Below are 26,448 nucleotides of genomic sequence, written 5' to 3'. Positions count from 1 at the left end.
TCAGAGACCGACAGCAACGCAGCGGCGGTCAGACGGGCGGCATGAGGTCGCCGGGGCTGACGGTGTACGTCAGGGGCGGGTAGGTGAAGTCGGTCTCGGTGTTCTCGCGGCGCCGGAGGCGGTAGAACTCCTGCTGCTCCTCCTCGTCGGCCGGCCTGAGCTGCGCACCCTGCGGGAGCTGGGCCTGCTCGTCGCGGAACCGGATGACGGTCTTCGAGGTCCGCAGCGTCACGCCCAGCCACTGGTGCTCCGAGGGCCGGGCGGGACGGTCCGCCACGATCTTGTGCCTGAGCCGCCGGTTGGACGCGACCGAGAACACGACCACGCCGTTGTGGGTGAGCGGGATCTCGAACCCCTCGCCCGCGGACTCCTTCGACTCGAAGACCAGTCGGCGCGGCGGGCCCGCTTCGGGGTCGCGGTAGCAGGAGAAGACGGCGATGAACGATTCGTCGGCCAGGTCGAGGGCCTGGTCGGAATGGCTGCCCATGGTGGTGTAGGCGTCGGTGTAGATCTCGATCAGCGCGTTGTTGAAGTCGGCCGGAACCGCCGCGTGCTCCCGGACCTGCTGTGCCAGGCGCTCGTGCACCGCCCGGAAGCGCTGCGGGGGGCTGTCGTACCGGCCGGTGGTGCGGACGAGGGGGACGCCGCCGGCCTGGTCGACCCGGGTGAGGGTGGCGCCCGTCCGCCCCTTTCCCACCGCGTCCAGGCGGGCCGACGCGGAGAGCTCCGCAAAGGGGTCCGCTCCGAACGGCAGGGCGTACGAGCGGACTTCGTCCGAGCTCCTAGGGCCGGGGGGCAACGTAGTCTCCCGAGTTCATGCTGAAGCGGAATGCGTCGCCGTAGTCGATGAAGGACGACGTCCTGTTCTCCTCGGCGTACAGCCTGCGCAGGTCGTCCAGGCCGGCCGGTGTGGGCGGCTCGAGCGGGGCCAGGCCGCCGGCGGTCCTGAGCAAGGTGCGGCCGTCCCGGTGGACGGCTTCGGCGTTCGAACAGCGCACCACGTAGCCAAGCCGGGTCGGGAGCAGTTCGGCGTCCAGCGCCGACGGCCGGATCTCGTGCGCGTACAGGCGGTTGGTCGACAGCGGCATGAAGAAGACCGAGCCTGGGTGGAGCGTCACGGTGAACTGCTGCGGGAGCGCGGCTCCGTGAGGTGCTCGGGCCGGCTCCTTGAGCCGGAAGTGGAGTCTGGTCAGGCCGCTGGTGCCCTTCAGGCCGTGGTCGAAGGGGTCCCCGGGCAGGGGTTGGAGCCGGTCGAGCCGGTCGTAGAAAGTACAGAAGGCCATGATGCCGTTGGCAGGCATGTCCTTGGTCTTGTCGGCATGGGCCGAGATCCTGGCCTTGGACTGCTTGCGCCCGGTGGTGGCGGCGGTGTTGTGGTAGGTCTGGGCGAGGACGTGGTTCAGCGGCGCCCCATTCCGGAAGACGGTGGCGGCCTCGCGGTTCAGGGCCTCGACGATCTCGGTGTCGGTCGGGCCGAAGCCCTCGGTCGGCCCGGAGAGGTTCGTGGAGCACCGGAGCAGGCGGAAGTGCAGTTCGTCGCCGCTGCGCGTGACGGGCGTCAGGTAGATCCCGCTGCGATGGGCCGTGCCGGGCTTGGTGGATTCCGTCAGGGACTGGAAGGTGTGCTCCGCGCGGATCCGGCCGAAGTGGTCGGCGCCGGGATCGAAGAAGCGGGGGTAGTACACGCCGGCGCCGTGCACACGGACCGGAACCCGGCCGAGGCCGATCGGCGTCCAGCCCGGGCGGACCTCCTCGCGGTGGCTGTGCGACAGCTCGCGGACGACGAACACCCGGGCCGCCGCGTCCAGTTGGCGACTGTTCAACCCTGAGGTGTCGCCGCCCAGGTAGACGGTCCTCCCGGTCAGGTCCGGCGAGCCGGAGGCGAGCTCCTCCGGTGTGGTGGTGGACCCGAAGAAGTCCCCGATCAGGGCAGTGCCCTGCGGCGTCGAAGGCGCCACCAGGAGGTTGCCCGCATCCTCGAGGACGGCTTCGGCCGATTCGGTCGTGTTCATCGCAACGGGTCCGCTACTGTCCGGCCGCCGGTACGAACCCGCCGCGGGCGATACCGCCGGTGAGGATGCCGGGCCAGTCGAGCAGGGCGAGGTTCGCCGGGAGGACCTGCATCGACACCACCACCGCGCCGCCCGCCCGGTCCACCGCGCCGGACCAGGCGGACAGGGCGGCGAGTGCCGCAGCGGGGTCGGGCTCGGCGGCGGCGAGGCCGGGGATGAGGCAGCCCGCGTCACCGGGGCCGTCCACGACGCACATGGTGGCCAGGGCCGCCACCGACCAGCCGGAGCAGGACGGCATCTCCCCGTCGGGGGCGTGCAGCAGGGGGAGTGCGTCGTGGACCGGGGCGCCGTCGAGCAGCAGCAGCGGAGTGTCGGCCAGGACGAAGTGGGCCTTCTCACGGGGCAGAAGCATGGCCCCCACTGTTTCACAGCGCCCGGGCGGCAGTTGTCGAGTGGTCAGGCGGGAGGTGCCGACGACGCCCTTCGGCTGACCGGTCGTCAGAAGGGGAGGGCCGCCCGCCGGACGGCCCTCCCCATTCCCTGTGCACCCTGTACCACCGTGCTACCCATCGGTTGAAGTCTCACCAGTTCCGGTACCCGGGCAAACGGGCCATTGGGGTGAGCGGCGGCCGGCTGTGACGACGGGCACAGGTCATGTGCAACTAGTTGCATAGGCGTGCCGAGGGCCCTACCTTGACGCCATGACCGCGTACCCGAACCTTCTGCGCCCGCTCGACCTCGGCTTCACCACGCTCCCGAACCGGGTGCTGATGGGCTCGATGCACGTCGGCCTGGAGGAGGCCGAGAACGGCTTCGAGCGGATGGCCGAGTTCTACGCGACCCGGACCAGGGCCGGGGTCGGCCTGATCGTCACCGGCGGCATCGCGCCGAACGAGGCAGGCCGCCCGTGGGAGGGCGGCGCCAAGCTGACCACTGAGGAGGAGGCGGCCGAGCACCGGGTGGTCACCGAGGCGGTGCACGCGGCGGGCGGGAAGATCGCGCTCCAGCTGCTGCACTTCGGCCGGTACGCCTACCACGCCGAGCTGGTCGCGCCGAGCGCGATCCAGGCGCCGATCAGCCCCTTCCCGCCGCGCGCGCTGACCGGTGCCGAGGTCGAGCAGACGATCGAGGACTTCGCCGCGGCGGCCGGGCTGGCCAAGGCGGCGGGCTACGACGGCGTGGAGATCATGGGGTCCGAGGGCTACCTGATCAACGAGTTCATCGCCGCGCCGACCAACCGGCGCGAGGACGGCTGGGGCGGCTCGTACGAGAACCGGATGCGCTTCCCGGTCGAGATCGTCCGCCGGGTGCGCGAGCGGGTCGGGCCCGACTTCATCCTGATCTACCGGCTCTCGATGCTCGACCTGATCCCCGGCGGCTCGACCCTGGCGGAGGTCGTCACGCTGGCCAAGGCGGTCGAGGCGGCCGGGGCCACCATCATCAACACCGGCATCGGCTGGCACGAGGCCCGGATCCCGACCATCGCCACCACGGTGCCGCGGGCCGCGTACGCCTGGGTGACCAAGCGGCTGATGGGCGAGGTCTCGGTGCCGCTGGTGACCAGCAACCGGATCAACACCCCCGAGCTGGCCGAGCAGCTGCTCGCCGACGGGCACGCCGACCTGGTCTCGCTGGCCCGGCCGCTGCTGGCGGACCCGGAGTTCGTGGCCAAGGCCTCGGCCGGGGTGCCGGAGGCGATCAACACCTGCATCGGCTGCAACCAGGCCTGCCTGGACCACACCTTCAGCGGCCGGATCACCTCCTGCCTGGTCAACCCGCGCGCCTGCCACGAGACCGAGCTGGTGCTCGCCCCGACCCGCCGCCGCAAGCGGATCGGCGTGGTCGGGGCCGGCCCGGCCGGCCTCGGCTTCGCGGTGGCCGCGGCCGAGCGCGGGCACGCGGTGACGCTGTACGACGCCGCCGAGGTGATCGGCGGCCAGCTGAACGTGGCCCGGCAGGTGCCGGGCAAGCAGGAGTTCGACGAGACCCTGCGCTACTACAGGTACCAACTGGAGCAGCACAAGGTCGAGTTGAGGCTCGGTGCGGGCGCCACCGCGGCCGATCTGCTCGCGGCCGGCTACGACGAGGTGGTGCTCGCCACCGGCGTCACCCCGCGCGTCCCGGCGATCCCCGGGGTCGACCACCCGAGCGTGGTCGGCTACCTGGACGTGCTGCGCGGCGGGGTGCAGGTCGGCGAGCGGGTCGCGATCATCGGCGCGGGCGGGATCGGCTTCGACGTGGCCGAGTACCTGACCGACCAGGGCGGCGACTTCTACGCGAGCTGGGGCATCGACACCGAGCACCGCGAGCCCGGCGGCCTGCGCACCCCCGAGCGGCCGAGGCCGCCGCGCACCGTGCACCTGCTCCAGCGCAAGCCCGGCAAGGTCGGCGCGGGCCTGGGGAAGACCACCGGCTGGATCCACCGGGCCGAGCTGGCCCACCGGGGCGTGGTCACCGTCTCCGGTGCGGGCTACCGCCGGATCGACGACGAGGGCCTGCACCTGACCGTGGACGGAGAGGACCGGGTGCTGGCGGTGGACACCGTGGTGCTCTGCGCCGGGCAGGAGCCGCGCCGCGAGCTGAACGACGAGCTGGTGGCGGGCGGCGCCTCGGTCCACCTGATCGGCGGCGCCGACGTGGCCGCCGAACTGGACGCCAAGCGCGCGATCGACCAGGGCACCCGGCTGGCCGCCGCGCTCTGAGACCCGCCCGTACCCGAAGCCCCCCGGCAGCCGCCGGGGGGCTTCGTCGTTCCCGGAGCCCAGTCGCTGGACCGGCCTTGACGATTTGTTGAAAGCGGCTTACCTTTCATTTCGTATCCCAGAATCATCCTTCCGTATCGTGGAAGTCCGACGGACGCAGGAGTAAGCCGATGCCTCGAATGACAGCCGCCGCGGCGGCAGTTGAGATCCTCAAGCGCGAGGGCGTTGACGTCGCTTTCGGCGTGCCCGGGGCCGCGATCAACCCCTTCTACAAGGCCCTCAAGCAGGTGGGCGGCATCCGCCACACCCTGGCCCGCCACGTCGAGGGCGCCTCGCACATGGCCGAGGGCTACACCCGGACCAAGGCCGGGAACATCGGTGTCTGCATCGGTACCTCCGGCCCGGCCGGCACCGACATGATCACCGGCCTGTACTCGGCCATCGCCGACTCGATCCCGATCCTGTGCATCACCGGCCAGGCGCCGGTCTCCAAGCTGCACAAGGAGGACTTCCAGGCGGTCGACATCGCCTCGATCGCCAAGCCGGTCACGAAGTCCGCGACCACCGTCCTGGAGGCCGCCCAGGTCCCCGGCGTGTTCCAGCAGGCCTTCCACCTGATGCGCTCCGGCCGTCCCGGCCCGGTCCTGATCGACCTGCCGATCGACGTCCAGCTGACCGAGATCGAGTTCGACCCGGAGACCTACGCTCCGCTGCCGGTCTACAAGCCGGCCGCGACCCGGGCCCAGATCGAGAAGGCCCTCACCTTCCTGCTGGAGTCCGAGCGCCCGCTGATCGTCGCCGGCGGCGGCATCATCAACGCGGACGCGACCGACCTGCTGGTCGAGTTCGCCGAGCTGACCGGTGTCCCGGTCATCTCCACCCTGATGGGCTGGGGCACCATCCCGGACGACCACGAGCTGAGCGCGGGCATGGTCGGGGTCCAGACCTCGCACCGCTACGGCAACGCGACCTTCCTGGAGTCGGACTTCGTCCTCGGCATCGGCAACCGCTGGGCCAACCGCCACACCGGGTACAACCTGGAGGCGTACACCAAGGGCCGCAAGTTCGTCCACGTCGACATCGAGCCGACCCAGATCGGCAAGATCTTCGCCCCGGACTTCGGCATCGCCTCCGACGCCAAGGCCGCGCTGGAGCTCTTCATCGAGGTCGCCAAGGAGCTCAAGGCCGAGGGCCGGCTGCCCGACTTCGGTGCCTGGGCCGCCTCGGCCCAGGAGCGCAAGGCCACCCTGCAGCGCCGCACGCACTTCGACAACATCCCGATAAAGCCGCAGCGCGTGTACGAGGAGATGAACAAGGCCTTCGGCCCGGACACCCGCTACGTCACCACCATCGGTCTGTCCCAGATCGCCGGTGCGCAGATGCTGCACGTCTACAAGCCGCGGCACTGGATCAACTGCGGCCAGGCCGGCCCGCTCGGCTGGACCATCCCGGCCGCGATCGGTGTCGCCACCGCCGACCCGGAGAGCCCGGTCGTCGCGCTCTCCGGCGACTACGACTTCCAGTTCATGATCGAGGAGCTGGCGGTCGCCGCCCAGCACAAGATCCCCTACGTCCACGTCCTGGTGAACAACGCCTACCTGGGCCTGATCCGCCAGGCGCAGTCCGGACTGGACATCAACTTCCAGGTCAACCTGGAGTTCGAGAACATCAACGCCCCGGAGCTCGGCGTCTACGGTGTCGACCACGTCAAGGTCGCCGAGGGCCTCGGCGTCAAGGCGATCCGGGTCACCGACCCGAACGAGCTGGGCGCCGCCTTCGAGGAGGCCAAGAAGCTGGCCGTCGAGTTCCAGGTCCCGGTCGTCGTCGAGGCGATCCTGGAGCGCGTCACCAACATCTCGATGAGCCGCACCGTCGACATGAGCGACGTCACCGAGTGGGAGGAGCTGGCCACCGAGCCCGGCCACGCCCCCACCGCGATCAAGACCCTCAAGGTCTGATCCGCACGCACGGCCGAGGGGCCCGGTACCGCCGCAACGGCGGTACCGGGCCCCTCGGCATGCCCGGGCCTCGGGCCGGGTGCCCGGCTCAGGCCGGGTTGGCCGCGTGGGTCAGGGTCTCCCAGGCGGTGAAGAGGTTGTTGGTGCCGGCCGGGCGCTGCTTCTCGGTGAGCAGCTGGGTGTTGGTCATGCCGTAGCCGAGGCGGTTGCCGAGGGCGTTGAAGCCGACCTCGGTGACCGGCCCGAGGGACTGCTCCAGGGTGCCGCCGCAGAGCCAGGACGGGACGGCGGTGCCGAGCTGGTACTTGGACTGGAAGCCGAGCGCGTGCCGCAGCCGGTCGGCGACCTCGGGGTAGAGGTCCTGCCCCTGGAGCCGGCTGGTCTCGGCGACGTGCGAGATGGCGGAGAGGCCGTAGCCGGTGTGGGTCAGGTCGCGGCAGGTCTCCTGGGTCAGGCCGTCGACGAAGGTGGACTGGCCCTGCCAGTAGCCGACGATCTCGTCCCGGGTGTCCAGGCCGCTGCCGGGGACGGTGCGGGGCAGTGCGCCGTCCGAGGCGAGGTAGATGTAGGCGGGGACGCGGTTGCGGAACAGCGCGACCGCCTTGTCGTAGACGGTGCGGTCGTTCAGGAAGACGCCGATGCCGATGGTGGCCTCGATCATGCTGAGCTCCCAGTTCCCGTTCGAGCGGGAGCCGTTGACCACCTCGGGGAGGTAGACGTTGCGCAGCATGGTGGAGAACCGGGTGACCCGGGCGGCGGGCCAGTTGCCGTAGCTGTAGCGGATGATCTCGGCGGCCCGGGGCCAGACCGAGCCGGCCCAGGCGGTCTGCAGCGGGCCGTTGCTGTTGGTGTGGTCGGTGATGGTGCCGGACCAGGCGTCCATCAGCTGGATCGCCTTCTCGGCGTACCGGCTGTCCCGGGTGACGTACCACTCCAGCGCCAGCGTGTACGCCGCGATGGCGTCCTCGCGCTCGTCGGTGCAGCCGTAGTTGGGGTTGGAGTAGGAGCCGCACTCGACCACCGCGCGCGGCTTGGCGGTGCGGGTGAGCGAGGCGTACCTGCTCGCGTGCATCTGGTCGTAGGCGGCCTTCCAGGGCTGGGCACCGGCGTTCACCTTGGCCCGGACGAAGTCCAACTGGCCGGTGCCGACCAGGACTCCGGGGTGGGCGAAGGCGGCGGGTGCGGCCTGTGCGGCGGTGGTGGTGACGGCGGGCAGCAGGCCGAGGGCGGTGGCCAGGACGGCGGCCCCGGCGAGAGCTCTGCGGATCACGTCAGGTCCCTTCGGGGTGTCAGGAGGGCAGCAGCCACTGCTGGTTGGCGGCGGCGAAGCAGTCCCAGATCTGCAGCCGGGTGCCGTTGGCGGAGCTGGGGCCGGTGGCGTCCAGGCAGCGGCCGGAGGCCGGGTTGACCAGGGTGGAGCCGCTGCCGGCCTGCCACTTCTGGGCGCCGGTGCCGTTGCAGTCCCAGAGCTGGAGCTTGGTGCCGTTGGCCGTGCCGGCGCTGGTGAGGTCCAGGCACTTGCCGAGCGCCTGGAGCGAACCGTCCGCCGCCACGGTCCAGTTCTGCGCGGTGGTGCCGTTGCAGTCGTAGAGCTGGACGGCGGTGCCGTTGGCGCTGCTCGCGGCCGCGATGTCCACGCACTTGCCGCCGTAGCCGGTGATCCGGCCGGTCGGACGCGGCGAAGTGCCGCTGCCGGTCAGGGCGTTGAAGGTGCGGGCGAACTGGTACGGGCTCTGCGGGGTGCCGCTGCAGGAGTCCGAGAGGGTGCCGTTGCTGGCGCACGCCTTGTCCCGGCCGAGCGCCCAGAAGGCGAGCAGCTGGATGCCCTTGGCGGCGGCGAAGTTGGTCAGGGTGGTGGCGTTGGCGGTGGTGAACACCTCGGCCTGGGTGTCGTTCACCCCGATCATCGGGGTGTTGCCCTCCATCGCCCAGAGCTGCTGGTCGGTCTTGGTGTTCCAGATCCCGCCGAGCTGGCTGCGCAGGGCGGTGGCGGCGTCGGTGGCGGCCTTGCCCATGTCCATCGCGGGGCCGTAGTCCATGGTCATGATGTTGACCACGCCGACGTCCAGGCCGCGGCTCTTGGCGTTGTTCAGCAGGCTGAGCGAATTCGACTCCAGGCCGGTCGGGTTGACCGGCAGGGTGTAGTGCACGGCGAGCTTGCGGCCCGCTGCCGCGTACTCCTGCTGGAGCTGGGCGAGGGCCTGGTTGCGGCGGTCGTTGGCGGCGGTGTCGTTGAGCGAGCCGCCCTCGATGTCGAGGTCGATCTTCGTCAGGTTGAGGGTGTCGACCACCCGCTTGTACTGGGCCTTCAGGCCGCTGACCGAGGTACAGGCCTGGCCGAGCTCGGTCCCGGCCGCGCCGCCGAAGGAGGCGATCACGTCGCCGCCGGCCGCCCGCAGGCTGTTGATCGCCGACTGCCAACCACCGTCGCTGATCGGGGTGTTGCCGTTGAAGGTGGCGTTGCAGCTGCCGTCGCTGATCACGAACGCCAGGGTGAAGTACTTCAGGCCGGTGGCGGTCCGGGCGTCGGCCAGCGCGGACGGCGAGTTCCAGGTCTCCACGTAGGGGGCGGCGTAGTGGGCCGGGAAGCCGGGGCCGGGGTTGGCGGCGGCGTGGGCCTGGCCGGTGGCCAGTCCGGTGGGGATCAGGGCGAGCAGTGCGGCCAGGGCAGGCAGACGCCAGCTGGTACGTGGCATGGGGGTTCTCCAGGGGGCTGTGTGGGGGGAGCGCTCTCCGGGAAGGGTGGCACGGAGTCAACTAGAGCCGACCTGGGGGCGTCAAGGCTTTGGTTGGAAGGTTTCCTTACTGATCAGTCGTCAACTGTCGAATCATGGCCGTGACATGGGAGGCAGTCTGTCTTCATGAGTTGACGAACAATCACGGAATGGTCCAGACCTTGACGTCATCGAGCGTCCAGGAGTTGAATCGGCGGCCGTCCCCCACCTCACAAGGAGTTCACCGTGCTCCGAATCCCACCCGCCGCCACCGGCCTGCTCGCCGGGGCCCTGGCCGCCACCGGCCTGCTGGCCGCCGCCCCCACCGCCACCGCCGCCGGCGAGTCCGTCTCGGTCTGGCTCACCACCACCGACGACGCCGGCGGCCGCCACGTCACCCGCGGCCTCCAGCCCCAGGCGGCCGTCGCCTTCGCGGCCGGTACCGGCTCCGGTCAGCAGATCACCGTGGACGAGGGCGTCCGCTACCAGCAGTTCACCGGTGGCGGCGCGTCCTTCACCGACACCGCCGCCTGGCTGCTGAACAGCAGCGGCGCGCTCTCGGCGGCCACCCGGGACGCCACCATGCGCAAGCTGTTCTCGCCCACCGAGGGCATCGGCCTCTCGCTGACCCGGAACCCGATGGGCTCCTCCGACCTGGCCCGGTTCGGGTACACCTACGACGACCGCCCGGCCGGGCAGACCGACCCCGGCCTGGCGAACTTCTCCATCGCGCACGACCTGGCGGACGTACTGCCGCTGACCAGGCAGGCCAAGCAGCTCAACCCCGCCCTCACCACGATCGCCAGCCCGTGGACCGCCCCGGCCTGGATGAAGGACAGCGGCAACCTGAACGGCGGCTGGCTGAAGTCGGAGTACTACCCGGCCTACGCCCAGTACTTCGCCAAGTACGTGCAGGCCTACCAGGCCCAGGGCGTGCCGGTGGACTACATCACCGTGCAGAACGAGCCGACCTGCTGCGGCGGTTACCCCTCGATGAGCTGGAACGGCGCGGGGCTGGCGTACTTCACCAAGACCAACCTGCTGCCCGCCCTCCAGACGGCCGGTCTGAGCAGCAAGGTGCTCGCGCTGGACTGGAACTGGGACCAGTACGCGGGCTACGGCGCCCCGGTGGTGGACGATCCGGCGATCCGCAGCCACCCCAACTTCGGCGGTATCGCCTGGCACGGCTACGGCGGCGACGTGGCGACCCAGACCGCCGTGCACGACCAGTACCCGGGCGTGGACGCCTTCGGTACCGAGCACTCGGGCGGCACCTGGATCGCCGACCAGCAGCGCGAGGACATGCGCAACATCATCGACTACACCCGCAACTGGGCGAAGTCGGTGACCAAGTGGAGCCTGGCGGTGGACCAGAACATGGGTCCGCACTACGGGGGTTGCGGCACCTGCACCGGGCTGGTCACGGTGCAGAACGGCGGCAGCCGGGCCGGGCAGGTGGACTACACGGTGGAGTACTACACCATGGGCCACCTGACGAAGTTCGTCCGCCCGGGTGCGTACCGGATCGCCTCCACCGCCAACTCCGCCGTGCCGAACGTGGCCTGGCGCAACCCGGACGGGTCCAAGGCGCTGATCGCCTACAACGACAGCGGCTCGGCCCAGACCGTGCGGGTCAACTGGGGCGGCCAGAGCTTCGGTTACCAGCTGCCGGCGAAGACCTCGGCGACCTTCACCTGGAACGGCGGCCAGAGCGGCGGCGGTGGCGGCCGGGTCACCGGCCTGGGCGGCAAGTGCCTGGACGTCGCGAGCGCGAGCAGCGCCAACGGCACCACCGTCCAGCTCTACGACTGCAACGGCACCGCCGCGCAGACCTGGACGCCCGGTGCGGACGGCTCCCTGCGCGCGCTCGGCAAGTGCCTGGACGTGGCGGCCGCGAGCAGTGCGGACGGCACCAAGGTCCAGCTCTGGGACTGCAACGGCAGTGCGGCGCAGAGCTGGACGCCGAACGCGGACGGAACGCTGCGCGCGCTCGGCAAGTGCCTGGACGTGACCGGCAACAGCTCGGCCAACGGCACCCCGACCCAGCTCTGGACCTGCTTCGGCGGGGCCAACCAGCGCTGGCAGCTGTCCGGTTCCTGACGGTCCAACTCCGGTGCAGTGCGAGGGCATTGACAAACGGTCATGTGCACGCCAGCTTGGTGCCACCCCCACACCGAGAGGCAGTTCTCATGAAGAAGCCGCTCATCGGAGCGTTCTGTTCGCTCCTGTTGGCCGGAGTCACCGCACTGACCGGCGCGACTCCCGCACTGGCCGCCAAGGCCCCCGTCGCCAGCTCCCAGGCCACCGCGGTCGCCGCCGTGGACTTCGCGGGCACGGTCGCGCTCAGCAACTGCTCCGGTTCGCTGATCCGGCTGCCCGCCTCGGCGGCCACCGACCCGGCGCTGATTCTCTCCAACGGGCACTGCCTGGAGACCGGCTTCCCGGCCGCCGGCCAGGTGCTGACCAACCGCAGCTCCAGCCGGACCTTCTCGCTGCTCAACTCCGCGGGCACCAAGGTGGCCACGCTGCGGGCCAACAAGATGGTCTACGGCACGATGACCGACACCGACGTGTCGATCTACCAGCTCAACACCACCTACGCGGCGATCAAGAGCTCGTACGGCATCAACCCGCTGACCGTCGCCGCCACCCACCCGGTCGCGGGCACCGCGATCAAGGTGGTCTCCGGCTACTGGAAGCGGATCTACTCCTGCAACGCCGACGCCTTCGTCTATCGGCTGAAGGAGGGCGCGTGGACCTGGAAGGACTCCATGCGCTACACCTCCAGCTGCAACACCATCGGCGGCACCTCGGGCTCGCCCGTGGTGGACGTCGCCACCGGACAGGTGGTCGCGGTGAACAACACCGGTAATGAGGACGGTGCGCGCTGCACCGACAACAACCCCTGCGAGGTCGACCAGAACGGCACGGTGACGGTCCGCCAGGGCATCAACTACGCCCAGCAGACCTACCTGATCCCGGGCTGCTTCGGCACCGGCAACACGCTCCAGCTGACCAAGGCCGGCTGCGCCCTGCCCAAGCCGTAGTCCGGCCGCTCCGGTTGCCTGTCGCCGGCCGTCCCCATTTCTCAGGGGGCGGCCGGTTCGGCGTTCCCGGTCCGGGGTTCTGGTCGAAGCAGTGAATCAGTGCTTCAATTCTTGCCATGGCATACCGACGCACCCCCGCCGTGCAGGCCCGGCTGGACGCCCAGCGCGAGCAGGTGCTGGCCGCCGCCGTGGAGCTGCTGGCCGAGCGCGGCTACGCGGGCTGCTCGATGGCCGCCGTGGCGGAGCGCGCCGGGATCGCCACCGGCAGCATGTACCGGCACTTCGCGGGCAAGGCCGAGCTGTCCGTCGAGCTGTTCCGCACGGTGGTGGTCCGTGAGGTGGCCGCCGTCGAGCTGGCGGTGGCCAAGGCCGAGGCCGACGGCGCGGGCCCGCACGGGCGGGTCGCCGCCGTGGTGGAGACCTTCGCGGCCCGGGCGCTCAAGGTGCCCCGGCTGGCCTACGCCCTGCTGGCCGAACCGGCCGACCAGGTGGTGGACGCCGAGCGGCTGGTCTTCCGCCGGGCCTTCCGCGACCTGATCGCCGCCCAGATCGGCCCGGCCGTCACCGACGGCCGACTCCCGCACCAGGAACCGCAGTTGACCGCAGCCGCCCTGGTCGGCGCGATCGGCGAGGCCCTGGTCGGCCCGCTCGCCGCAGGCCGGGACGACGTGGACCTGATCCCCACCCTCGTTGCTTTCACCCAGCGCGCCCTTGGAGGGCACAATGCCGACGCATGAGGTCACCAACCAGGTGCCCGACCTGTACGGCCACGACGTGGCCGCCGACCCGACCCTGCTGGCCGCCCTGCACCGGGCCGGCGCGGGCTGGGCGGAGCCCGAGCTGCACGCGCTCGGCCGACTGGCGGGCACCGAACAGGCCGCCGACTGGGGCCGGTTGGCGAACGAGAACCCGCCGGTGCTGCGCACCCACGACCGGTACGGGCACCGGATCGACGAGGTGGAGTTCCATCCCGCCTGGCACGAGCTGATGACGGTCGCGGTCGGCCACGGCCTGCACGCCGCCCCCTGGCGGGACGCCCGCCCCGGCGCGCACACCGCCCGGGCGGCCAAGTTCTACCTCTGGGGCCAGGTCGAGGCCGGGCACAGCTGCCCGATCTCGATGACGTACGCCTCGGTGCCCGCGCTCCGGGCCACCCCGGAGCTGGCCGAGCAGTACGAGCCGCTGCTCGCCTCGGCCGACTACGACTTCGGCCTGCGCGAGCCGCACGGCAAGCGCGGCCTGATCGCCGGTATGTCGATGACCGAGAAGCAGGGCGGCTCGGACGTCCGCACCAACACCACCACCGCCGTTCCGCACGCCGACGGCAGCTACCGGATCACCGGCCACAAGTGGTTCACCTCGGCCCCGATGTCCGACCTGTTCCTGACGCTGGCCCAGGCACCCGGCGGGCTGAGCTGCTTCGTGCTGCCCCGGGTGCTGCCGGACGGCAGCCGGAACCGGCTGCTGATCCAGCGGCTCAAGGAGAAGCTGGGCAACCGCTCCAACGCCTCGGCCGAGCTGGAGTACGACGAGGCGGTCGGCTGGCTGGTCGGCGAGGAGGGCCGGGGCGTGCCGACCATCATCGAGATGGTCAACATGACCCGGCTGGACTGCACCCTGGGCGCCGCCTCCGGCATGCGCCTCGGCGCCGTCCGGGCCCTGCACCACACCACCCACCGCCGGGCGTTCGGCGCCGCGCTGGTCGACCAGCCGCTGATGCGCAACGTGCTGGCCGACCTGGTGGTGGAGTCGGAGGCCGCGACCGCCGTCGCGCTGCGGCTGGCCGAGGCCACCGACCTCGCGCTGGCCGGTGACCAGCACGAGGTGCTGGTACGGCGGTTGGGGCTGGCGGCGGCCAAGTACTGGGTCTGCAAGCGCGGCCCGATGCACGCGGCCGAGGCACTGGAGTGCTTCGGCGGCAACGGGTACGTGGAGGAGTCCGGGATGCCCCGGCTCTACCGCGAGGCCCCGCTGGTCTCGATCTGGGAGGGCTCGGGCAACGTCGCCGCGCTGGACGCGCTGCGGGCGATGGCGCGCCGTCCGGAGACGGTCGAGGCGCTGCTCACCGAACTGGAGGCCGCCGCCGGGGCCGACCGCCGGCTCGACGCCGCCGTGGCCGGGCTGCGCAAGCAGCTCGGTGACACCGCCGAGATCGAGTACCGCACCCGCCGGGTGGTGGAGCAGATCGCGCTGGCCTTCCAGGGCTCGCTACTGGTCCGGTACGGCGACCCGGCGGTGGCCGACGCGTTCTGCGCCTCCCGGCTGGGCGGCGACCACGGCGGCGCCTTCGGCACCCTGCCGACCGGCGTGGACACCGCTGCCGTCCTGGCCCGGGCGGAGGCCGTTCCGGGTGTCTGAGGCGGCGGAAGTACGGGCGTTCTGGCAGGAGTTGGGCCTTCCCGGCCTGGTCGACGTGCACACCCACTTCATGCCGGAGCGGGTGCTGGCCAAGGTCTGGGCCTACTTCGACGCGGCCGGCCCGCTGACCGGCCGGCCGTGGCCGATCTCCTACCGCGAGGAGGAGCAGCAACGGCTGGACCGGCTCCGCGAGTTCGGCGTACGGGCGTTCACCGCGATGCTCTACCCGCACAAGCCGGGGATGGCCGCCTGGCTGAACGCCTGGGCCGCCGACTTCGCCGCCCGTACGCCCGACTGCCTGCACACCGCGACCTTCTTTCCCGAGCCGGACGCCGGTCGGTACGTGGCCACGGCGCTCGATGCCGGCGCCCGGGTCTTCAAGTCCCACCTCCAGGTGGGGGGTTACGATCCGGCCGACCCGCTGCTCGATCCGGTCTGGGGGCAGCTGGCCGAGGCCGGTGTGCCGGTGGTGACGCACTGCGGGTCGGGCCCGGTCCCCGGCAAGCACACCGGTCCGGGCCCGATCGGCGCGGTGCTGGAGCGGCACCCCCGGCTGCGGCTGGTGGTGGCCCACCTGGGGCTGCCGGAGTACGCGGACTTCCTCGGTCTGGCCGAGCGCCACCCGGAGGTCCGGCTGGACACCACCATGGCGTTCACCGACTTCACCGAGGAACTCTCGCCGTTCCCCCGGGAGCTGCTGCCCCGGCTGGCCGAGCTGGGGGACCGGGTGCTGCTCGGCTCCGACTTCCCCAACATCCCGTACCCGTACCTCCACCAGCTGCACGCACTGGCCGGTCTCGGGCTGGGCGACGACTGGCTGCGGGCGGTCTGCCACCACAACGGCGCCCGGCTGTTCGGGCTCCAGGACTGACACTGACCCCGGATCAGCTGCCGGGTCAGGCGCCGGTGGTCGAACCCGGGCGGACCACCATCAGCACCACGACCACGGCCCACAGCAGGTTGAACACCCCGGCGGTCATCGGCAGCAGCCGCAGGCCCTTGCCGGCCCGGGCCAGCTCCTCGGCGTTGTCCGGGGCGTCCAGCGAGTCGATGGTGGCCTGCTGGCCGGGGACCACGACGAGCAGCATCAGCGCGGCCGCGACGGCGGTGAGCACGATCGAGGTGATCAGCCAGGGGTCGCCCATCACGCCCATCACCTGCGCGGTGCCGATGCCGAGCAGCGGCACCGCGAGACCGAGCAGGGCGTAGACCTGGGTGATCCGGTGCAGCAGCCGGGCCGAGGCGGCGGCCTGGAGCTGTCCGTCGCCCGCCGCGAGTGCGGCCTGTGCCCGGCGGGGGAACATGCTGACCGCGACGGCGACCGGTCCGATGAACAGCACCGAGGCCAGTACGTGCAGGCTCAGGAGCAGCTTGGCCATGGGGGAGGTTCCTCCGAGTGCGTCCAGTGCGTGGGCTCCGAGCACGCTAACACCCGGATGGAGCAGGTCGGACGGCTGGGTGGGCGGTCCGGAACGGCCGTTCGGAGGACTCGGTCGGCCCCGCCGGTGTGGCGGATGGAATCGGGACGAATCGGGGCATCTAATAGGTCGGTCAAGCCGTCCTCCCCGGGCGGGATCGCACCCGAACGGAGAGGACCACCGTGCGCCACGTTCCGGAGCAGTCGGTTCAGAAGCGCTCGCCCGTGGGCCGACGAGTGGCCCTGGCGGCTGCCGCGGCGGTGCTGCCGGTGGCGGCGCTGAGCGTCCTGGTGACCGCGGCCCCACTCGCCCCGCCGCTCGGGCCGTGCAGCGGACCGGACTGCCCGAGCACCTGGAACCCGCCGAACAACGGCAACGTGGTCGGCCGGGACGCCACCATCAACGTCTTCGTCGGCGGAAACTACTCGGTCCAGGGCCGGGCCGCCGAGGTCGAGGGGAAGGTGGTCACGCTCGGCAACCTGACGGTGAACAAGGACGGCGGCGGCCTCTTCAACATGGGCGTGGCCGGGGTCGGTTCACGCGTGGTGCCCCCGGACGGCACCGACTTCGTGACCGTGGGCGGGAACGTCCTGGTGCAGCCGACCAACACCGTCGAGGTGGGCGGAATCGCCGACACCGCCGGCGACCTGGCCTTCGGCAACCTGCGCTACGGCGGCACGCTGACCGGGACCGTGAACGTGACCCCGACCGGCCAGGCGATCCAGGACTCCAACGCCAAGAACCAGTACGCCGGCCTGACCGCGCAGATCAGCGGCCTCTCCACCTGCGCGGCCACCACGGCGGCGACCGGCACCGTGGAGGTGACCGGCAATCAGGTCGCGTTCACCGGCGACGGCACCAGTGCCCGGCAGATCTTCAACGTCCCCGGCAACATCGGCTCGTTGACCAGCGCGGCCGACCTGACCATCACGGGTGTCCCGGCCGGGGCGACCGTGGTGATCAACATGCTCGGCACTACGCCGATCATCAACACCAACACCGGTACCGGGCTGGCCGGTGACCCGTTCACCGATCTCCGCCCGCGGCTGATGTGGAACTTCCCGAACTCCACCAGCGCGACCATCATGGGCGGCGCCCAGTTCCAGGGCTCGATGATGGGCGCCCAGGCGGCCGGGACCACGATGATCAGCACGCCGGGCTTCAACGGCCGGGTCTACCTGGCCGGCAGCCTGGTCCAGCTGGGCAGTGCGGGCTCGGAGGTGCACAACTACCCGTTCGACGGGGACCTGCCGGAGTGCACCACGCCGACTCCGACGCCGACCCCCACGCCCACGCCGACTCCCACCCCTACACCGACGCCGACGCCGACGCCGACTCCGACGCCCACGCCGACCCCAACCCCGACTCCCACCCCTACACCCACGCCTACGCCGACTCCCACGCCGAGCCCCAGCCCGTCGGGGAGCACGCCCGCGCCGACCGGCAGCACCCCCGCCCCGGAAACGTCCAGTGCCGGGCCGAGCCGGTCCGCCTCGTCGTCGAGTGGGGGCGGATCGGAACTGCCCGGCACGGGGTCCGGCACGATGGCGCCGCTCGGCCTGGCGGCCGGCGGGCTGGTCGCTGCGGGCGGGGCCGCCTTCTGGGTCTCCCGGCGCCGACATGGGCGGCACCGCTGACAGGCGGGTAGGGCAGCGGTAGGGCCGAGGGGTCAGTGCTCGGCGAAGAACCGCTCGACGCTGTCCTGCCGGTCGGCGAACTCCCCGAGGGGTTCGCCGACCACCCGGCCGGCCAGCTCGACGGCCAGCATGCCGACGTCGGCCCGGAGTTCGAGCGCGGCCAGCTCACGGTCGACCGAGAGGGTGGCGCGGCCGGCGGCGAGCAGCTCCTCCCGCTCGCGCAGCCCCTCCGCGCGGGCGGCCGCCACCAGGGCGGCGCCCTCCTCGGCCGCCTCCTGGCGGATCCGGGCCGCCTCGTGGTGCGCCTCGTTGAGCACCCGGCGGTACTCGGCGTAGGTTTCGCGGGCCTCGGCCTGGAGTTCCTCGGCGTGTTCGAGACGTCCCTCGGTGGCCTCGTGGCGCTCGGCCAGCACCCGTTCTATTCGGGGCAGCAGCACGCGGCCGAGCACCACGAAGGTGAGTGCGAAGGCGATCAGTCCGACGATGGTCTGGATCTTGCTCGGCTCCAAGGGTCCCATAGCAGCAACTCTACAATCTGACGATCGCTCATGTCTGGCGAGTAACAACCCCGGTGGCGAAAACGCTTGGTCCGCACCGGTGCGCCCGGGGCCGGGCTGTGCGACGATCACGAGACGTTCGTACGGTGATCCGACCAACGCTCGTGGGGGAAGTCTTGTCGGAGTACACGGAGTTCGTGACCGCCGACGGTGCGGTGGTCCGGGTCGAGCGGCAGCAGCCGTCCTCCGCCCCGGACGGGTACGGGATGCAGCCGGTCGGCCGGGGCGCTGCGGCGGCCGGGGTCGAGCGCGCGGGCGAGACCTTCGAGCAGGCGCTGGCCGGGGTCAGGGCGGCGGCCGGATCCGCGCTCGCGGTGTTCCGGGACGGCAGCCTGAAACCGGACGAGGTGGAGATCGAGTTCGGCGTCAAACTCACCGCCGAGGCCGGGGCGTTGATCGCGCGGACCGCCGCCGAGGCCCATCTCACCGTCAGACTCAGCTGGGCGCCCGGCCGTTCGGCCTGAGCCGGCCGGCCCGATGGCGAACCCCTACTGGCTGGCCCGGATCGGCGTTGGCGGCCCCGAACCGACCGTCGGCGCGGGCGTGCTGGTCACCGACCGGCTGGTGCTGACCTGCGCCCACGTGGTGCATGGCCGGGCCACCGCCGCCGTCCGGCTGGTCAACCGGCCCGACCACCCCGAGCTCACGGCCACCGTGCTGCGCCGGGGCCCCTGGCCGAGCGGGCGGCACGGCCGGGACGGCACCGGTGACGTCGCGGTGCTCGAACTCGCCGAGCCGGTACCGGCCAGGGTGGCCCGGCCCGCGCCGCTCGCCCCGCTGCACCACTGGGACCGGCCGCCCTACCCGGGCCTGACCGCGCACGGCTTCCCGCTCGACCACGAGGCCGGCCGGAGCAGCGAGATCCGGCCGACCAGGGGCGGCATGCTGATCGGCGGCGAGCTGGTGCAGCTGGAGCACGACAGCCACGGCATGCCGCTGTCGCCCGGCTTCAGCGGCGGCCCGGTGGTGGACTCGGCGACCGGCGAGCTGGTCGGCATCGTGACGGCGGCCCAGGACACCCTCGACCGCCCCCCGGTGCCGGGCCCGGACGGCAGGCTGCGCCCCGCCGTCCGGCTCGGCCAGATGCTGCCCGCGAGCGTGCTGGCCCGGTACGTCCCCGAGCTGGCCGAGCTGATCCCCGGCGCCGCCCTCCCGGCCGAGGAGGTGGGGGAGCTGCGCACCCTGGTGGCCGCCGTCGGCGGCGTGGCCGACCCGCTGGAGCTCTACCGGGCGGCCACCGCCGCGCAGGGCCTGCTGGACCCGCCGACCCGGCCCGCCACGCTCTGGGAGACCTGCTGGTACCTGCTGTCCGAGGTCACCGACGCACCCGGCACCGCGCACCACCCGGTCCGGGAGTTCGCCGGGCTGCTCGCCGCCTCGGCCGCCGACCCGGCGCACCGGGAGCGGCTGGAGCGGCTCGCGGTCGGCGCCGGGGCCGCGCCGGGGGAGCGGTGGCGGCCGATCCTGGTGGAGATCGGCCACAGCGGCGCCGGGCGGGGGAAGTTCACCGTCGGGGTGAGCACGGTGCGCGGCGGGGAGCTCGGCCAGCCCCGGCTGCGCACGCTGGGCCGCTCCGCGCTCCAGTCCGAGGTGCTGGCCGAGATCGACCGCCAGCTCGGCCTGCTGGCGGCCGACAGCGCGGAGCTGATCGTGTTCGTCCTGCCGCGCACGCTGCTCACGGTGCCGGTGCACGGCTGGACCGGCAAGCGCTCGTTCGGCCCGATCGGCGCTGACCACGCCGTGGTGGTGGTGGACCGGCAGCGCCGGGACAGCGCCGCCGACCGGCGCAAGCTGGAGCTCAACTGGGCGCTGCGCAAGCACGAGCGACGCACCGTCATCCACCCGGTGGACTGCGCCGAGCCCGGCCCGGCCGCCGCGCTCTACCACCTGCTCAGCCCGGTCGAGCGCCCGCAGCTGCCCGCGCTGCCCGGCCTGCCGAAGGGCCGACCGTACGGGCCGCTGCTGGACGCCGCGCTGAGCGCCGGGGCGCACGCGGTGATCTGGCCGGAGTGGAGCTGCGGCGAGCGGCACCACCCCGGCGTGAACTGCCGGGGCAGCCGCTTCACTGCCAGACTGGCAGCGGAACTGGCCGGCACCCCGGCCGGAGAACTTCCGCACCGGATCAAGGAGTTGCGCCACCAGGCGGAGGAGAGCGGCGACCCGGCCGGGCACTGGGCGGCCGGCCTGGTCCTGCTCTGGGAGGACCCGCAGCTGCTGCCCAGCCCGCACCGACCGTACCCGGTCGCCCCGACCACCCGTCAGCCCCGCCCCACCGTGGGTCAGTAGCAGGAGAGTCAGCACATGCCGCTGCAGCGGATCTACCGGGGCGCCGAGCAGCCCCACGACGGCCTGGCCGACCTCCCCGCGCCGCCGCCCTGGCGCGCCTTCGACGGCGCACCCGCGCTGGCCACCCCCGCGGCCGCCGCCGATCCGGGCGCCGCCTCGGCCGGCCACCGGGCCGCCACCTTCCGCCCCACCCCCGAGACGGTCGAGCTGGTCAACGCCGCGCTCCACCTGCGCCGCCCGCTGCTGGTGACCGGACCGCCCGGCAGCGGCAAGTCCAGCCTCCCGTACGCGGTGGCACGGGAGTTGGGCCTCGGGCCGGTGCTGCGCTGGAACATCACCAGCCGCAGTGCGCTGCGCGACGGCCTCTACCAGTACGACCCGCTGTCCCGGCTCTACGCCGCCAACCAGGCCGGCCCCGACGGCGCGGGGGCCGGCCTGGAGGAGCACCTGCGGCTCGGCCCGCTGGGCACCGCGCTGCTCCCGTACGAGCGGCCCCGGGTGCTCCTGATCGACGAGATCGACAAGGGCGACCTCGATCTGCCCAACGACCTGCTGCACGTGCTGGAGGACGGCCAGTACGAGATCGACGAACTGGTCCGGGCCGCACCCCAGTTGCCGGTGGCCGAGGTGCTCACCGCGGACGGTCTCGGCCGGGCGCCGGTGCGCGGCGGGCGGGTGCGCTGCCGGGCCTTCCCGTTCACCGTGCTGACCAGCAACGCCGAGCGGGAGTTCCCGGCCGCGTTCCTGCGCCGCTGCGTGGTGCTGGAGCTGCGGCGGCCCGAGGGCAGTGAGCTGGAGGAGATCGTCCACTCCCATCTGCCCGGCGCCGACCGCGCGTTGGTGGCCGAGATCCTCCAGGTCTTCCTGGACCGCAGGACCGAGGGCGAGCTGGCCACCGACCAGCTGCTGAACGCCATCTACCTGACCGCCCGCCCCGAACTCGCCGACCAGGCCGACCGGGAGGCGCTGGCCGCCCGGGTGATGCCGTACCTCAGCAGGGGCCGGGACGACGATGAGTTCTGAACCCCGGAGAGAACCCGGGAAGGAGCGCGGGCGGGAGCCCCGGCGGGACCTCGACCGCTTCGCGGCCCTGCTCACCGGCCTCGGCCGCCCCGAGCCGGACCCGGTGGAACTGGCCGAGCTGCTCTGGCTGGCAGCCCGCAGCGGCTCCACCCCCGGCCCTGCGGCCGGTGACCCGCCGGGCCGCCGGGCCGCCCCCGGCGCACCCGGGGCGGACGCGCTGCCGCCGGAGGCCGGGGCCGGTCCCGGCGCAGCGCTGCTGCCACTGCACCTGCCCGCCGCCGACCAGGTCGACGGTGCCCCCGCCGCCGGTACGGTGGCCACCCCGAGCGCGCCGATGCTGGCCCGGCCGCTGGACCTGCAACGGGCGCTGCGCCCGCTCAAGCGCCATGTCCCGGACCCCAGAAGGGTGCTGCTGGACGAGGGCGCGACCGCGCACCGGCTGGCGGAGGCGCTGCGCGGCCCCGGCCGGGTGCACTGGCTCCCGGTGCTGCGGCCGAGCAGCGAGCGCTGGCTCAGCCTGCGGCTGGTGCTGGACTGCGGGCCGACCATGGCGCTCTGGCGTCCGCTGGCCCGTGAACTCGCGCTGCTGCTGCGGCAGACCGGTGCGTTCCGCCAGGTCACCTCGGCCCGGCTGACCGCCGACGGGGTGCTGAGCGGTGCCCAGCCGGGGCCCCGGACCGTGACCCTGCTGCTCAGCGACGCGATGGGCCCGCAGTGGCGGCCGGGCCCGGCCGGGGACCGCTGGTACCGGACGCTGGGCGGGCTGCTCGGGCGCGGGCCGGTGGCGGTGGTCCAGCCGCTGCCCGAACGGCTCTGGCCGCTGACCGCACTTCCCGCCGGGCCCGGGGTGCTGAGCTCGGCCGAGGCGGGGGCGGCCAACTCGCGGTACGGCTTCGCGCCGCTGGACCACGGCCCCGGCGCGGGCCCGGTGCTGCCGGTGCTGGAGGCGGACCCGGAGTGGCTGGCCAACTGGGCCGCCCTGGTGGGCAGTCCGGGCGGCACCGAGGTGGTCGGTGCAGCGGTGCGGATCGGCGCCGGACCGCCGCAGGGCGAGCAGCGGACGGCCCCCGATCCGGCCGGACTGGGCGCCGAGGAGCTGGTGCGGCGGTTCCGCGCGGTGGCCTCGCGGGAGGCGTACACGCTGGCGGGGCTGGCCGCGCTGACCACGCCGGCGCTGCCGGTGCTCCGGCTGCTGCAGCGGGCGGCGTTCGCCCGGCCCCGGCCGCAGCACCTGGCCGAGCTGGTGGTGAGCGGTCTGCTGGCGGAGCGCCCCGGCCACCACGACCGGTTCGACTTCCGGCCTGGGGTACGGGAGTTGCTGGTGCACACGCTGCCCAGGTCGCTCACCCACCAGGCGGTCGCGCTGCTGATCCGGGTCGGCGAGCAGATCGCCGCCCGGGCCGGGCTGGTCCCGAACGAGCTGGCCGCGATCGCCGCCACCGACACCGAGGGCGCGCCGGTCACCGCCGAGCGCCGCCCGTTCGCCCTGGTCAGCCCGGCGGCGCTGGGGATCGTCGGGGTCCGGGAGCCGGCCCCGGCCGCGCGGGCGAGACGGCCGGGGCCGCGCGCCATCCTGCTGGCGATCCGGCCGGACCCGGCCGAGGTGGCCCAACTGCACCGGCTGGTGGCCGCCCTGGGCGATCCGGACCTGGTCGGGATGCACCCGGACCACATCTCGCTGCACCTGAACGACCCGGACGCGTTCCGGCAGGAGCTGTACCAGGCCGAGCACGAGGTGGCGGACCTGCTGCTGGTGTACCTGACGGGTGTGCCGGCCTCGGAGGTCGACCAGTTGGTGACCGGCCTGCCGGGGAACCGGAAGGTGCTGCTGCTCGACCTGGTCGGCCGCAGCCGGCGCTTCCTCGGCGAGGTGGCGTACTCCCAGGTGGCGCTGGTCCGCCCGGAGTCGGCCCGCTCGCTGGCGGCGGTCTGCGAGGAGGTGCTGCGGTCCGGGACCTTCGGCGGCCCGCCCGAGCTGGACCTGCGGGAGTTCGCCGCCGAACTGGTGGAGCGCGCCGACGAGGGCACCCGGCTGGAGGCCGAGCCGGTCGGGGCGATGGTGTTCACCCGCAACCCGGCCGCCGGACGGCGCTACGTCTACCTCGCCCGCGAGCCCGGGGAGGACCCGGCCGTGGACCGGTTCTGCGACGACCTCGGCGAGGAGATCTGGCAGTTGACCGACCTGGCCGTGACGATGCGCCAGCCCAGCGCGGTGGCCCGGTGCGAGCTGTTCGTCCCGCTGTACTCGCGGGAGTACTTCCGCAGCGCCAGGTGCGGGCGGGAGTGGGCCGCCTTCACCCGCCGCACCGACCTGTCCCGGGGCTTCGTCCCGGTCCTCGGCCACCCGGTGCTGCACCGCGAGCTGCCCTACACCGCACGCCAGTTGGACTACGCCGACCGGCGCTACGGGGACGAGTACGCCCGGCACGGCCTGTTCGGCCTGCCGTCGGAGCAGTACGAGCTGGCCGTGCACCGGATCGCGGCCCGGATCGTCGAGTCGGCCGGGCGGTACCGGATCGCGCCCGGCCGCCCGACCGGGCTGGCCGTCCTGCCGAACGCGTTCAGGTGACCTCGCCGCGCCGCCCGAACCGCTCCTCGCGCCACTCCCCGGACTCCAGCACCTCGGCCAACTGCCGCGCGGCGTCCCAGACATCGGTGTACGAGAGGTAGAGCGGCGTGAAGCCGAACCGCATCAGGTCCGGCGCCCGGAAGTCGCCGACCACGCCGCGGGCGATCAGCGCCTGGACCACCGGGTACCCGTCCGGGTGCCGGAGCGCGACCTGGCTGCCGCGGCGGGCCTGCTCGCGCGGGGTGGCCACCTCGACGCCGTACTTCGCCAGCGGCTCGACCAGCCCGATGAACAGCTCGGTCAGCGCCAGGCTCTTGGCCCGCACCGCCGCCAGGTCGACCTGCTCCCAGATCTCCAGGCTGGACTCCAGCGCGGCCTGCCCGAGCAGCGAGGGCGAGCTGGTGAGGAACCGGCCGATGCCCTCGACCGGCCGGTAGCCCGGCTCGAAGTCGAACGGCTTCGCGTGGCCGAACCAGCCGCTCAGCGGCTGCGCGGCGGCCGCGAGGTGACGCTCCGCCACGTACAGGAAGGCGGGCGAACCGGGGCCGCCGTTCAGGTACTTGTAGGTGCAGCCGACCGCGAAGTCCACCCCGTTGGCGTCCAGCTCGATCGGCAGCGCGCCGACCGCGTGGCAGACGTCCCAGATCATCAGCGCACCGGCCGCCTGCACCTGCCGGGTGATCGCGGGCAGGTCGAGCAGCTCCCCGGTGCGGTAGTCGACCAGCGAGAGCACCACGGCGGCGGTATCCGGGCCGAGCAGCCCGTCCAACTGGTCGGCGGAGTCCAGCAGTACGCTGCGGGCCCCGCCGCCGGCCAGCGCGGTGACGCCCTCGGCGATGTAGAGGTCGGTCGGGAAGGCGGCCCGCTCGGCCAGCACGGTGGACCGGCCGGGGCGCAGCCCGAGCGCGGCGGCCAGCACCTTGAACAGGTTGACCGAGGTGGTGTCGCAGACCACCACCTGCTCCGGCGCGGCACCGAGCAGCGGGGCCACCCGGGCGCCGAGGGTGTGCGGCTTGGCGAACCAGCCCGCCTCGTTCCAGCTGCGGATCAGCTGCTGGCCCCACTCGACCTCGACCAGCTCGCGGACCCGGGCCGAGGTCCGGGCCGGGAGCACGCCGAGCGAGTTCCCGTCCAGGTAGACCAGGCCCTCCGGCAGCACGAACTCGGCCCGGAACGGGGCCAGCGGGTCGACGGCGTCGAGTGCGGCGCACTCCTCGCGGGTCGGGGTCACAGCGCGTTCCTCACAGTCCACAGCTCGGGGAAGACATCCTGGTCGGCCGACTCCTTGAGCCAGCTCAGCCCGCTGGAGCCGCCGGTGCCCGGCTTGGCGCCCATCGAGCGCTTCACCGCGGAGTAGTGCCGCTGGCGCCAGCGGGTGACCCGCTCGGCGGTGTCCAGCAGGGACTCGCCCAGCCGGGCCAGATCGGCCAGCGCCGGGTCGGTGTACACCTGCCGCCAGGCCGCCTCAACCCGCTCGGTCGGCCGGTAGCGGGCCGGACCGCCGACCGGCTCCACGTCGAGCCCGCGCCGGGCGAGCAACGCCAGCGTCTCGTCGTACAGGCTCGGGCTCTGCAGCGCGGCGGTCAGCTCGGCGTGCACGGCGGGCACGCCCTGGTACATCGTCAGCAGCCGCTCGCTCTTGTTGCCGAGCAGGAACTCCAGCCGCAGGAAGGCCGAGGACTGGAAGCCGCTGGCCTCGCCGAGCACCGGGCGGAAGGCGTTGAACTCCAGCGGGGTCATGGTGGCCAGCAGGTCCCAGGAGCTGACCAGCACGTCCTGGGTGTGCTGCCCCCGGCGCAGCGCGGCCAGCGCCGCCGTCAGGTCGTCCTCGCGCAGCGCGTGCTGCGCGGTGGTCCAGTCGTGCCGGAGCAGGTCGAACAGCAGCTCCATCACCTGGGTGCTGATGATGAACGACAGCTCGGCGTCGACCTTGCTGCGCGGGTGCTGGAGGCTGTGCAGCACGTCGAGGCGGACGTACTTGGCGTAGGGGGTGCCGACCTCGGGCTCGTCGGCCGGGCCGAAGCTGAGATGGGGCGTACTGACCTCGGGCTGACCCGGCATGGTTCCTCCTGTGCTCGCCACCCGCCGTTGGGCGGCCCCCATTGTGCGGCGGGCGGGTGTCCGGATTGAATGGGCGCCGAATGCGGGATCGGCCGGACGGCCTTGC

General features: G+C 72.7%; 21 protein-coding genes. 12 read left to right on the top strand and 9 right to left on the bottom strand.

The genetic code is table 11. The features are described from left to right. Positions 1–28: 28 nt before the first annotated feature. The 3 genes from ABT118_RS13720 to ABT118_RS13710 are packed head-to-tail and all read right to left on the bottom strand — an operon-like array spanning position 29 to position 2,424. Entirely contained in the window at positions 29–799 is a 771-nt protein-coding gene (locus ABT118_RS13720) for an alpha-ketoglutarate-dependent dioxygenase AlkB (protein WP_350667918.1), read from the bottom strand. Further along, positions 783–2,012 (bottom strand): hypothetical protein, encoded by a 1,230-nt coding sequence (locus tag ABT118_RS13715; RefSeq protein ID WP_350667913.1) that lies wholly within the window; start codon positions 2,010–2,012, stop codon positions 783–785. Before ABT118_RS13715 ends, ABT118_RS13720 begins: the two co-directional genes overlap by 17 nt. Positions 2,013–2,025: 13 nt before the next feature. Continuing rightward, positions 2,026–2,424 (bottom strand): hypothetical protein, encoded by a 399-nt coding sequence (locus ABT118_RS13710; RefSeq protein WP_350667910.1) that lies wholly within the window; start codon positions 2,422–2,424, stop codon positions 2,026–2,028. A gap of 289 nt (positions 2,425–2,713) precedes the next feature. Here ABT118_RS13710 and ABT118_RS13705 point away from each other — a divergent pair, with 289 nt between their 5' ends. Further along, positions 2,714–4,714: an oxidoreductase gene (locus tag ABT118_RS13705; protein ID WP_350667908.1), complete on the top strand. Its 2,001-nt coding sequence runs from the start codon at positions 2,714–2,716 to the stop codon at positions 4,712–4,714. Between the two features lie 170 nt (positions 4,715–4,884). After that, positions 4,885–6,672 (top strand): glyoxylate carboligase, encoded by a 1,788-nt coding sequence (gcl, locus tag ABT118_RS13700; RefSeq protein ID WP_350667902.1) that lies wholly within the window; start codon positions 4,885–4,887, stop codon positions 6,670–6,672. Positions 6,673–6,760: 88 nt separating this feature from the next. Here the strand turns inward: gcl and ABT118_RS13695 are convergent, their stop codons facing one another. Together ABT118_RS13695 and ABT118_RS13690 are read right to left on the bottom strand one after the other, a co-directional pair. After that, the gene (locus ABT118_RS13695; RefSeq protein ID WP_502884541.1) at positions 6,761–7,942 is read right to left on the bottom strand and encodes an alginate lyase family protein; all 1,182 of its coding nucleotides are present in this window, start codon (positions 7,940–7,942) and stop codon (positions 6,761–6,763) included. Positions 7,943–7,961: 19 nt separating this feature from the next. Beyond that, positions 7,962–9,368 (bottom strand): RICIN domain-containing protein, encoded by a 1,407-nt coding sequence (locus tag ABT118_RS13690; RefSeq protein ID WP_350667896.1) that lies wholly within the window; start codon positions 9,366–9,368, stop codon positions 7,962–7,964. 264 nt (positions 9,369–9,632) lie between these two features. Here ABT118_RS13690 and ABT118_RS13685 point away from each other — a divergent pair, with 264 nt between their 5' ends. The 5 genes from ABT118_RS13685 to ABT118_RS13665 all read left to right on the top strand — a co-directional run bounded on the left by ABT118_RS13685 (position 9,633) and on the right by ABT118_RS13665 (position 15,662). Then, positions 9,633–11,486 (top strand): ricin-type beta-trefoil lectin domain protein, encoded by a 1,854-nt coding sequence (locus ABT118_RS13685; RefSeq protein ID WP_350667890.1) that lies wholly within the window; start codon positions 9,633–9,635, stop codon positions 11,484–11,486. Positions 11,487–11,575: 89 nt separating this feature from the next. After that, a complete protein-coding gene (locus ABT118_RS13680) occupies positions 11,576–12,433 on the top strand; it encodes a trypsin-like serine peptidase (protein ID WP_350667887.1) in 858 nt (285 codons plus the stop codon). A gap of 116 nt (positions 12,434–12,549) precedes the next feature. Beyond that, entirely contained in the window at positions 12,550–13,170 is a 621-nt protein-coding gene (locus tag ABT118_RS13675; protein WP_350667880.1) for a TetR/AcrR family transcriptional regulator, read from the top strand. Further along, a complete protein-coding gene (locus ABT118_RS13670; RefSeq protein ID WP_350667870.1) occupies positions 13,157–14,791 on the top strand; it encodes an acyl-CoA dehydrogenase family protein in 1,635 nt (544 codons plus the stop codon). Before ABT118_RS13675 ends, ABT118_RS13670 begins: the two co-directional genes overlap by 14 nt. Further along, positions 14,784–15,662: an amidohydrolase family protein gene (locus ABT118_RS13665; RefSeq protein ID WP_350667862.1), complete on the top strand. Its 879-nt coding sequence runs from the start codon at positions 14,784–14,786 to the stop codon at positions 15,660–15,662. The genes ABT118_RS13670 and ABT118_RS13665 overlap by 8 nt, the downstream gene beginning before the upstream one ends. 25 nt (positions 15,663–15,687) lie before the next feature. On the opposite strand, the gene ABT118_RS13660 is transcribed toward ABT118_RS13665, so the two are convergent. Continuing rightward, a complete protein-coding gene (locus ABT118_RS13660; protein WP_350667856.1) occupies positions 15,688–16,170 on the bottom strand; it encodes a DUF2269 family protein in 483 nt (160 codons plus the stop codon). Positions 16,171–16,433: 263 nt separating this feature from the next. Here ABT118_RS13660 and ABT118_RS13655 point away from each other — a divergent pair, with 263 nt between their 5' ends. Further along, a complete protein-coding gene (locus ABT118_RS13655) occupies positions 16,434–17,846 on the top strand; it encodes a choice-of-anchor A family protein (RefSeq protein ID WP_350667850.1) in 1,413 nt (470 codons plus the stop codon). A gap of 32 nt (positions 17,847–17,878) precedes the next feature. Here the strand turns inward: ABT118_RS13655 and ABT118_RS13650 are convergent, their stop codons facing one another. Continuing rightward, positions 17,879–18,364 carry a F0F1 ATP synthase subunit B family protein gene (locus ABT118_RS13650; protein WP_350667846.1) on the bottom strand — a complete coding sequence of 162 codons (486 nt, stop codon included), beginning with the start codon at positions 18,362–18,364 and terminating at the stop codon, positions 17,879–17,881. A gap of 155 nt (positions 18,365–18,519) precedes the next feature. Between ABT118_RS13650 and ABT118_RS13645 the strand changes: the two genes are divergently transcribed. The 4 genes from ABT118_RS13645 to ABT118_RS13630 are packed head-to-tail and all read left to right on the top strand — an operon-like array spanning position 18,520 to position 24,281. After that, complete coding sequence (locus ABT118_RS13645; protein WP_350667842.1) at positions 18,520–18,867, top strand: CU044_2847 family protein; 348 nt, start codon at positions 18,520–18,522, stop codon at positions 18,865–18,867. A 13-nt stretch (positions 18,868–18,880) separates the two neighbouring features. Beyond that, positions 18,881–20,689 (top strand): VMAP-C domain-containing protein, encoded by a 1,809-nt coding sequence (locus ABT118_RS13640; RefSeq protein ID WP_350667838.1) that lies wholly within the window; start codon positions 18,881–18,883, stop codon positions 20,687–20,689. A 15-nt stretch (positions 20,690–20,704) separates the two neighbouring features. After that, positions 20,705–21,712 carry an AAA family ATPase gene (locus tag ABT118_RS13635; protein WP_350667832.1) on the top strand — a complete coding sequence of 336 codons (1,008 nt, stop codon included), beginning with the start codon at positions 20,705–20,707 and terminating at the stop codon, positions 21,710–21,712. Then, positions 21,702–24,281, top strand: coding sequence for an SAV_2336 N-terminal domain-related protein (locus ABT118_RS13630; RefSeq protein WP_350667827.1), 2,580 nt, complete (start codon positions 21,702–21,704; stop codon positions 24,279–24,281). Before ABT118_RS13635 ends, ABT118_RS13630 begins: the two co-directional genes overlap by 11 nt. Here the strand turns inward: ABT118_RS13630 and kynU are convergent. Both kynU and ABT118_RS13620 read right to left on the bottom strand, forming a co-directional pair. Further along, positions 24,274–25,512 carry a kynureninase gene (gene kynU, locus ABT118_RS13625; protein WP_350667820.1) on the bottom strand — a complete coding sequence of 413 codons (1,239 nt, stop codon included), beginning with the start codon at positions 25,510–25,512 and terminating at the stop codon, positions 24,274–24,276. The two genes, ABT118_RS13630 and kynU, sit on opposite strands and share 8 nt — an antisense overlap. Next, complete coding sequence (locus ABT118_RS13620; protein ID WP_350667815.1) at positions 25,509–26,342, bottom strand: tryptophan 2,3-dioxygenase; 834 nt, start codon at positions 26,340–26,342, stop codon at positions 25,509–25,511. The genes kynU and ABT118_RS13620 overlap by 4 nt, the downstream gene beginning before the upstream one ends. Positions 26,343–26,448 lie beyond the last annotated feature (106 nt).

This window comes from Kitasatospora sp. NPDC002040, assembly GCF_040296785.1.
Classification (GTDB): domain Bacteria; phylum Actinomycetota; class Actinomycetes; order Streptomycetales; family Streptomycetaceae; genus Kitasatospora.
Note: the sequence above shows the minus strand (reverse complement) of the source record. Positions and strands in the feature narration are given on the sequence as shown.

What these genes read in the sequence shown, in the direction of transcription:
- ABT118_RS13650 (WP_350667846.1), bottom strand. Translation starts at nt 18,364, where the DNA reads ATGGGACCCTTGGAGCCGAGCAAGATCCAGACCATCGTCGGACTGATC.
- ABT118_RS13675 (WP_350667880.1), top strand. Translation starts at nt 12,550, where the DNA reads ATGGCATACCGACGCACCCCCGCCGTGCAGGCCCGGCTGGACGCCCAG.
- ABT118_RS13660 (WP_350667856.1), bottom strand. Translation starts at nt 16,170, where the DNA reads ATGGCCAAGCTGCTCCTGAGCCTGCACGTACTGGCCTCGGTGCTGTTC.
- ABT118_RS13710 (WP_350667910.1), bottom strand. Translation starts at nt 2,424, where the DNA reads ATGCTTCTGCCCCGTGAGAAGGCCCACTTCGTCCTGGCCGACACTCCG.
- ABT118_RS13690 (WP_350667896.1), bottom strand. Translation starts at nt 9,368, where the DNA reads ATGCCACGTACCAGCTGGCGTCTGCCTGCCCTGGCCGCACTGCTCGCC.
- ABT118_RS13670 (WP_350667870.1), top strand. Translation starts at nt 13,157, where the DNA reads ATGCCGACGCATGAGGTCACCAACCAGGTGCCCGACCTGTACGGCCAC.
- ABT118_RS13635 (WP_350667832.1), top strand. Translation starts at nt 20,705, where the DNA reads ATGCCGCTGCAGCGGATCTACCGGGGCGCCGAGCAGCCCCACGACGGC.
- gcl (WP_350667902.1), top strand. Translation starts at nt 4,885, where the DNA reads ATGCCTCGAATGACAGCCGCCGCGGCGGCAGTTGAGATCCTCAAGCGC.
- ABT118_RS13640 (WP_350667838.1), top strand. Translation starts at nt 18,881, where the DNA reads ATGGCGAACCCCTACTGGCTGGCCCGGATCGGCGTTGGCGGCCCCGAA.
- ABT118_RS13705 (WP_350667908.1), top strand. Translation starts at nt 2,714, where the DNA reads ATGACCGCGTACCCGAACCTTCTGCGCCCGCTCGACCTCGGCTTCACC.
- ABT118_RS13680 (WP_350667887.1), top strand. Translation starts at nt 11,576, where the DNA reads ATGAAGAAGCCGCTCATCGGAGCGTTCTGTTCGCTCCTGTTGGCCGGA.
- ABT118_RS13630 (WP_350667827.1), top strand. Translation starts at nt 21,702, where the DNA reads ATGAGTTCTGAACCCCGGAGAGAACCCGGGAAGGAGCGCGGGCGGGAG.
- ABT118_RS13620 (WP_350667815.1), bottom strand. Translation starts at nt 26,342, where the DNA reads ATGCCGGGTCAGCCCGAGGTCAGTACGCCCCATCTCAGCTTCGGCCCG.
- ABT118_RS13715 (WP_350667913.1), bottom strand. Translation starts at nt 2,012, where the DNA reads ATGAACACGACCGAATCGGCCGAAGCCGTCCTCGAGGATGCGGGCAAC.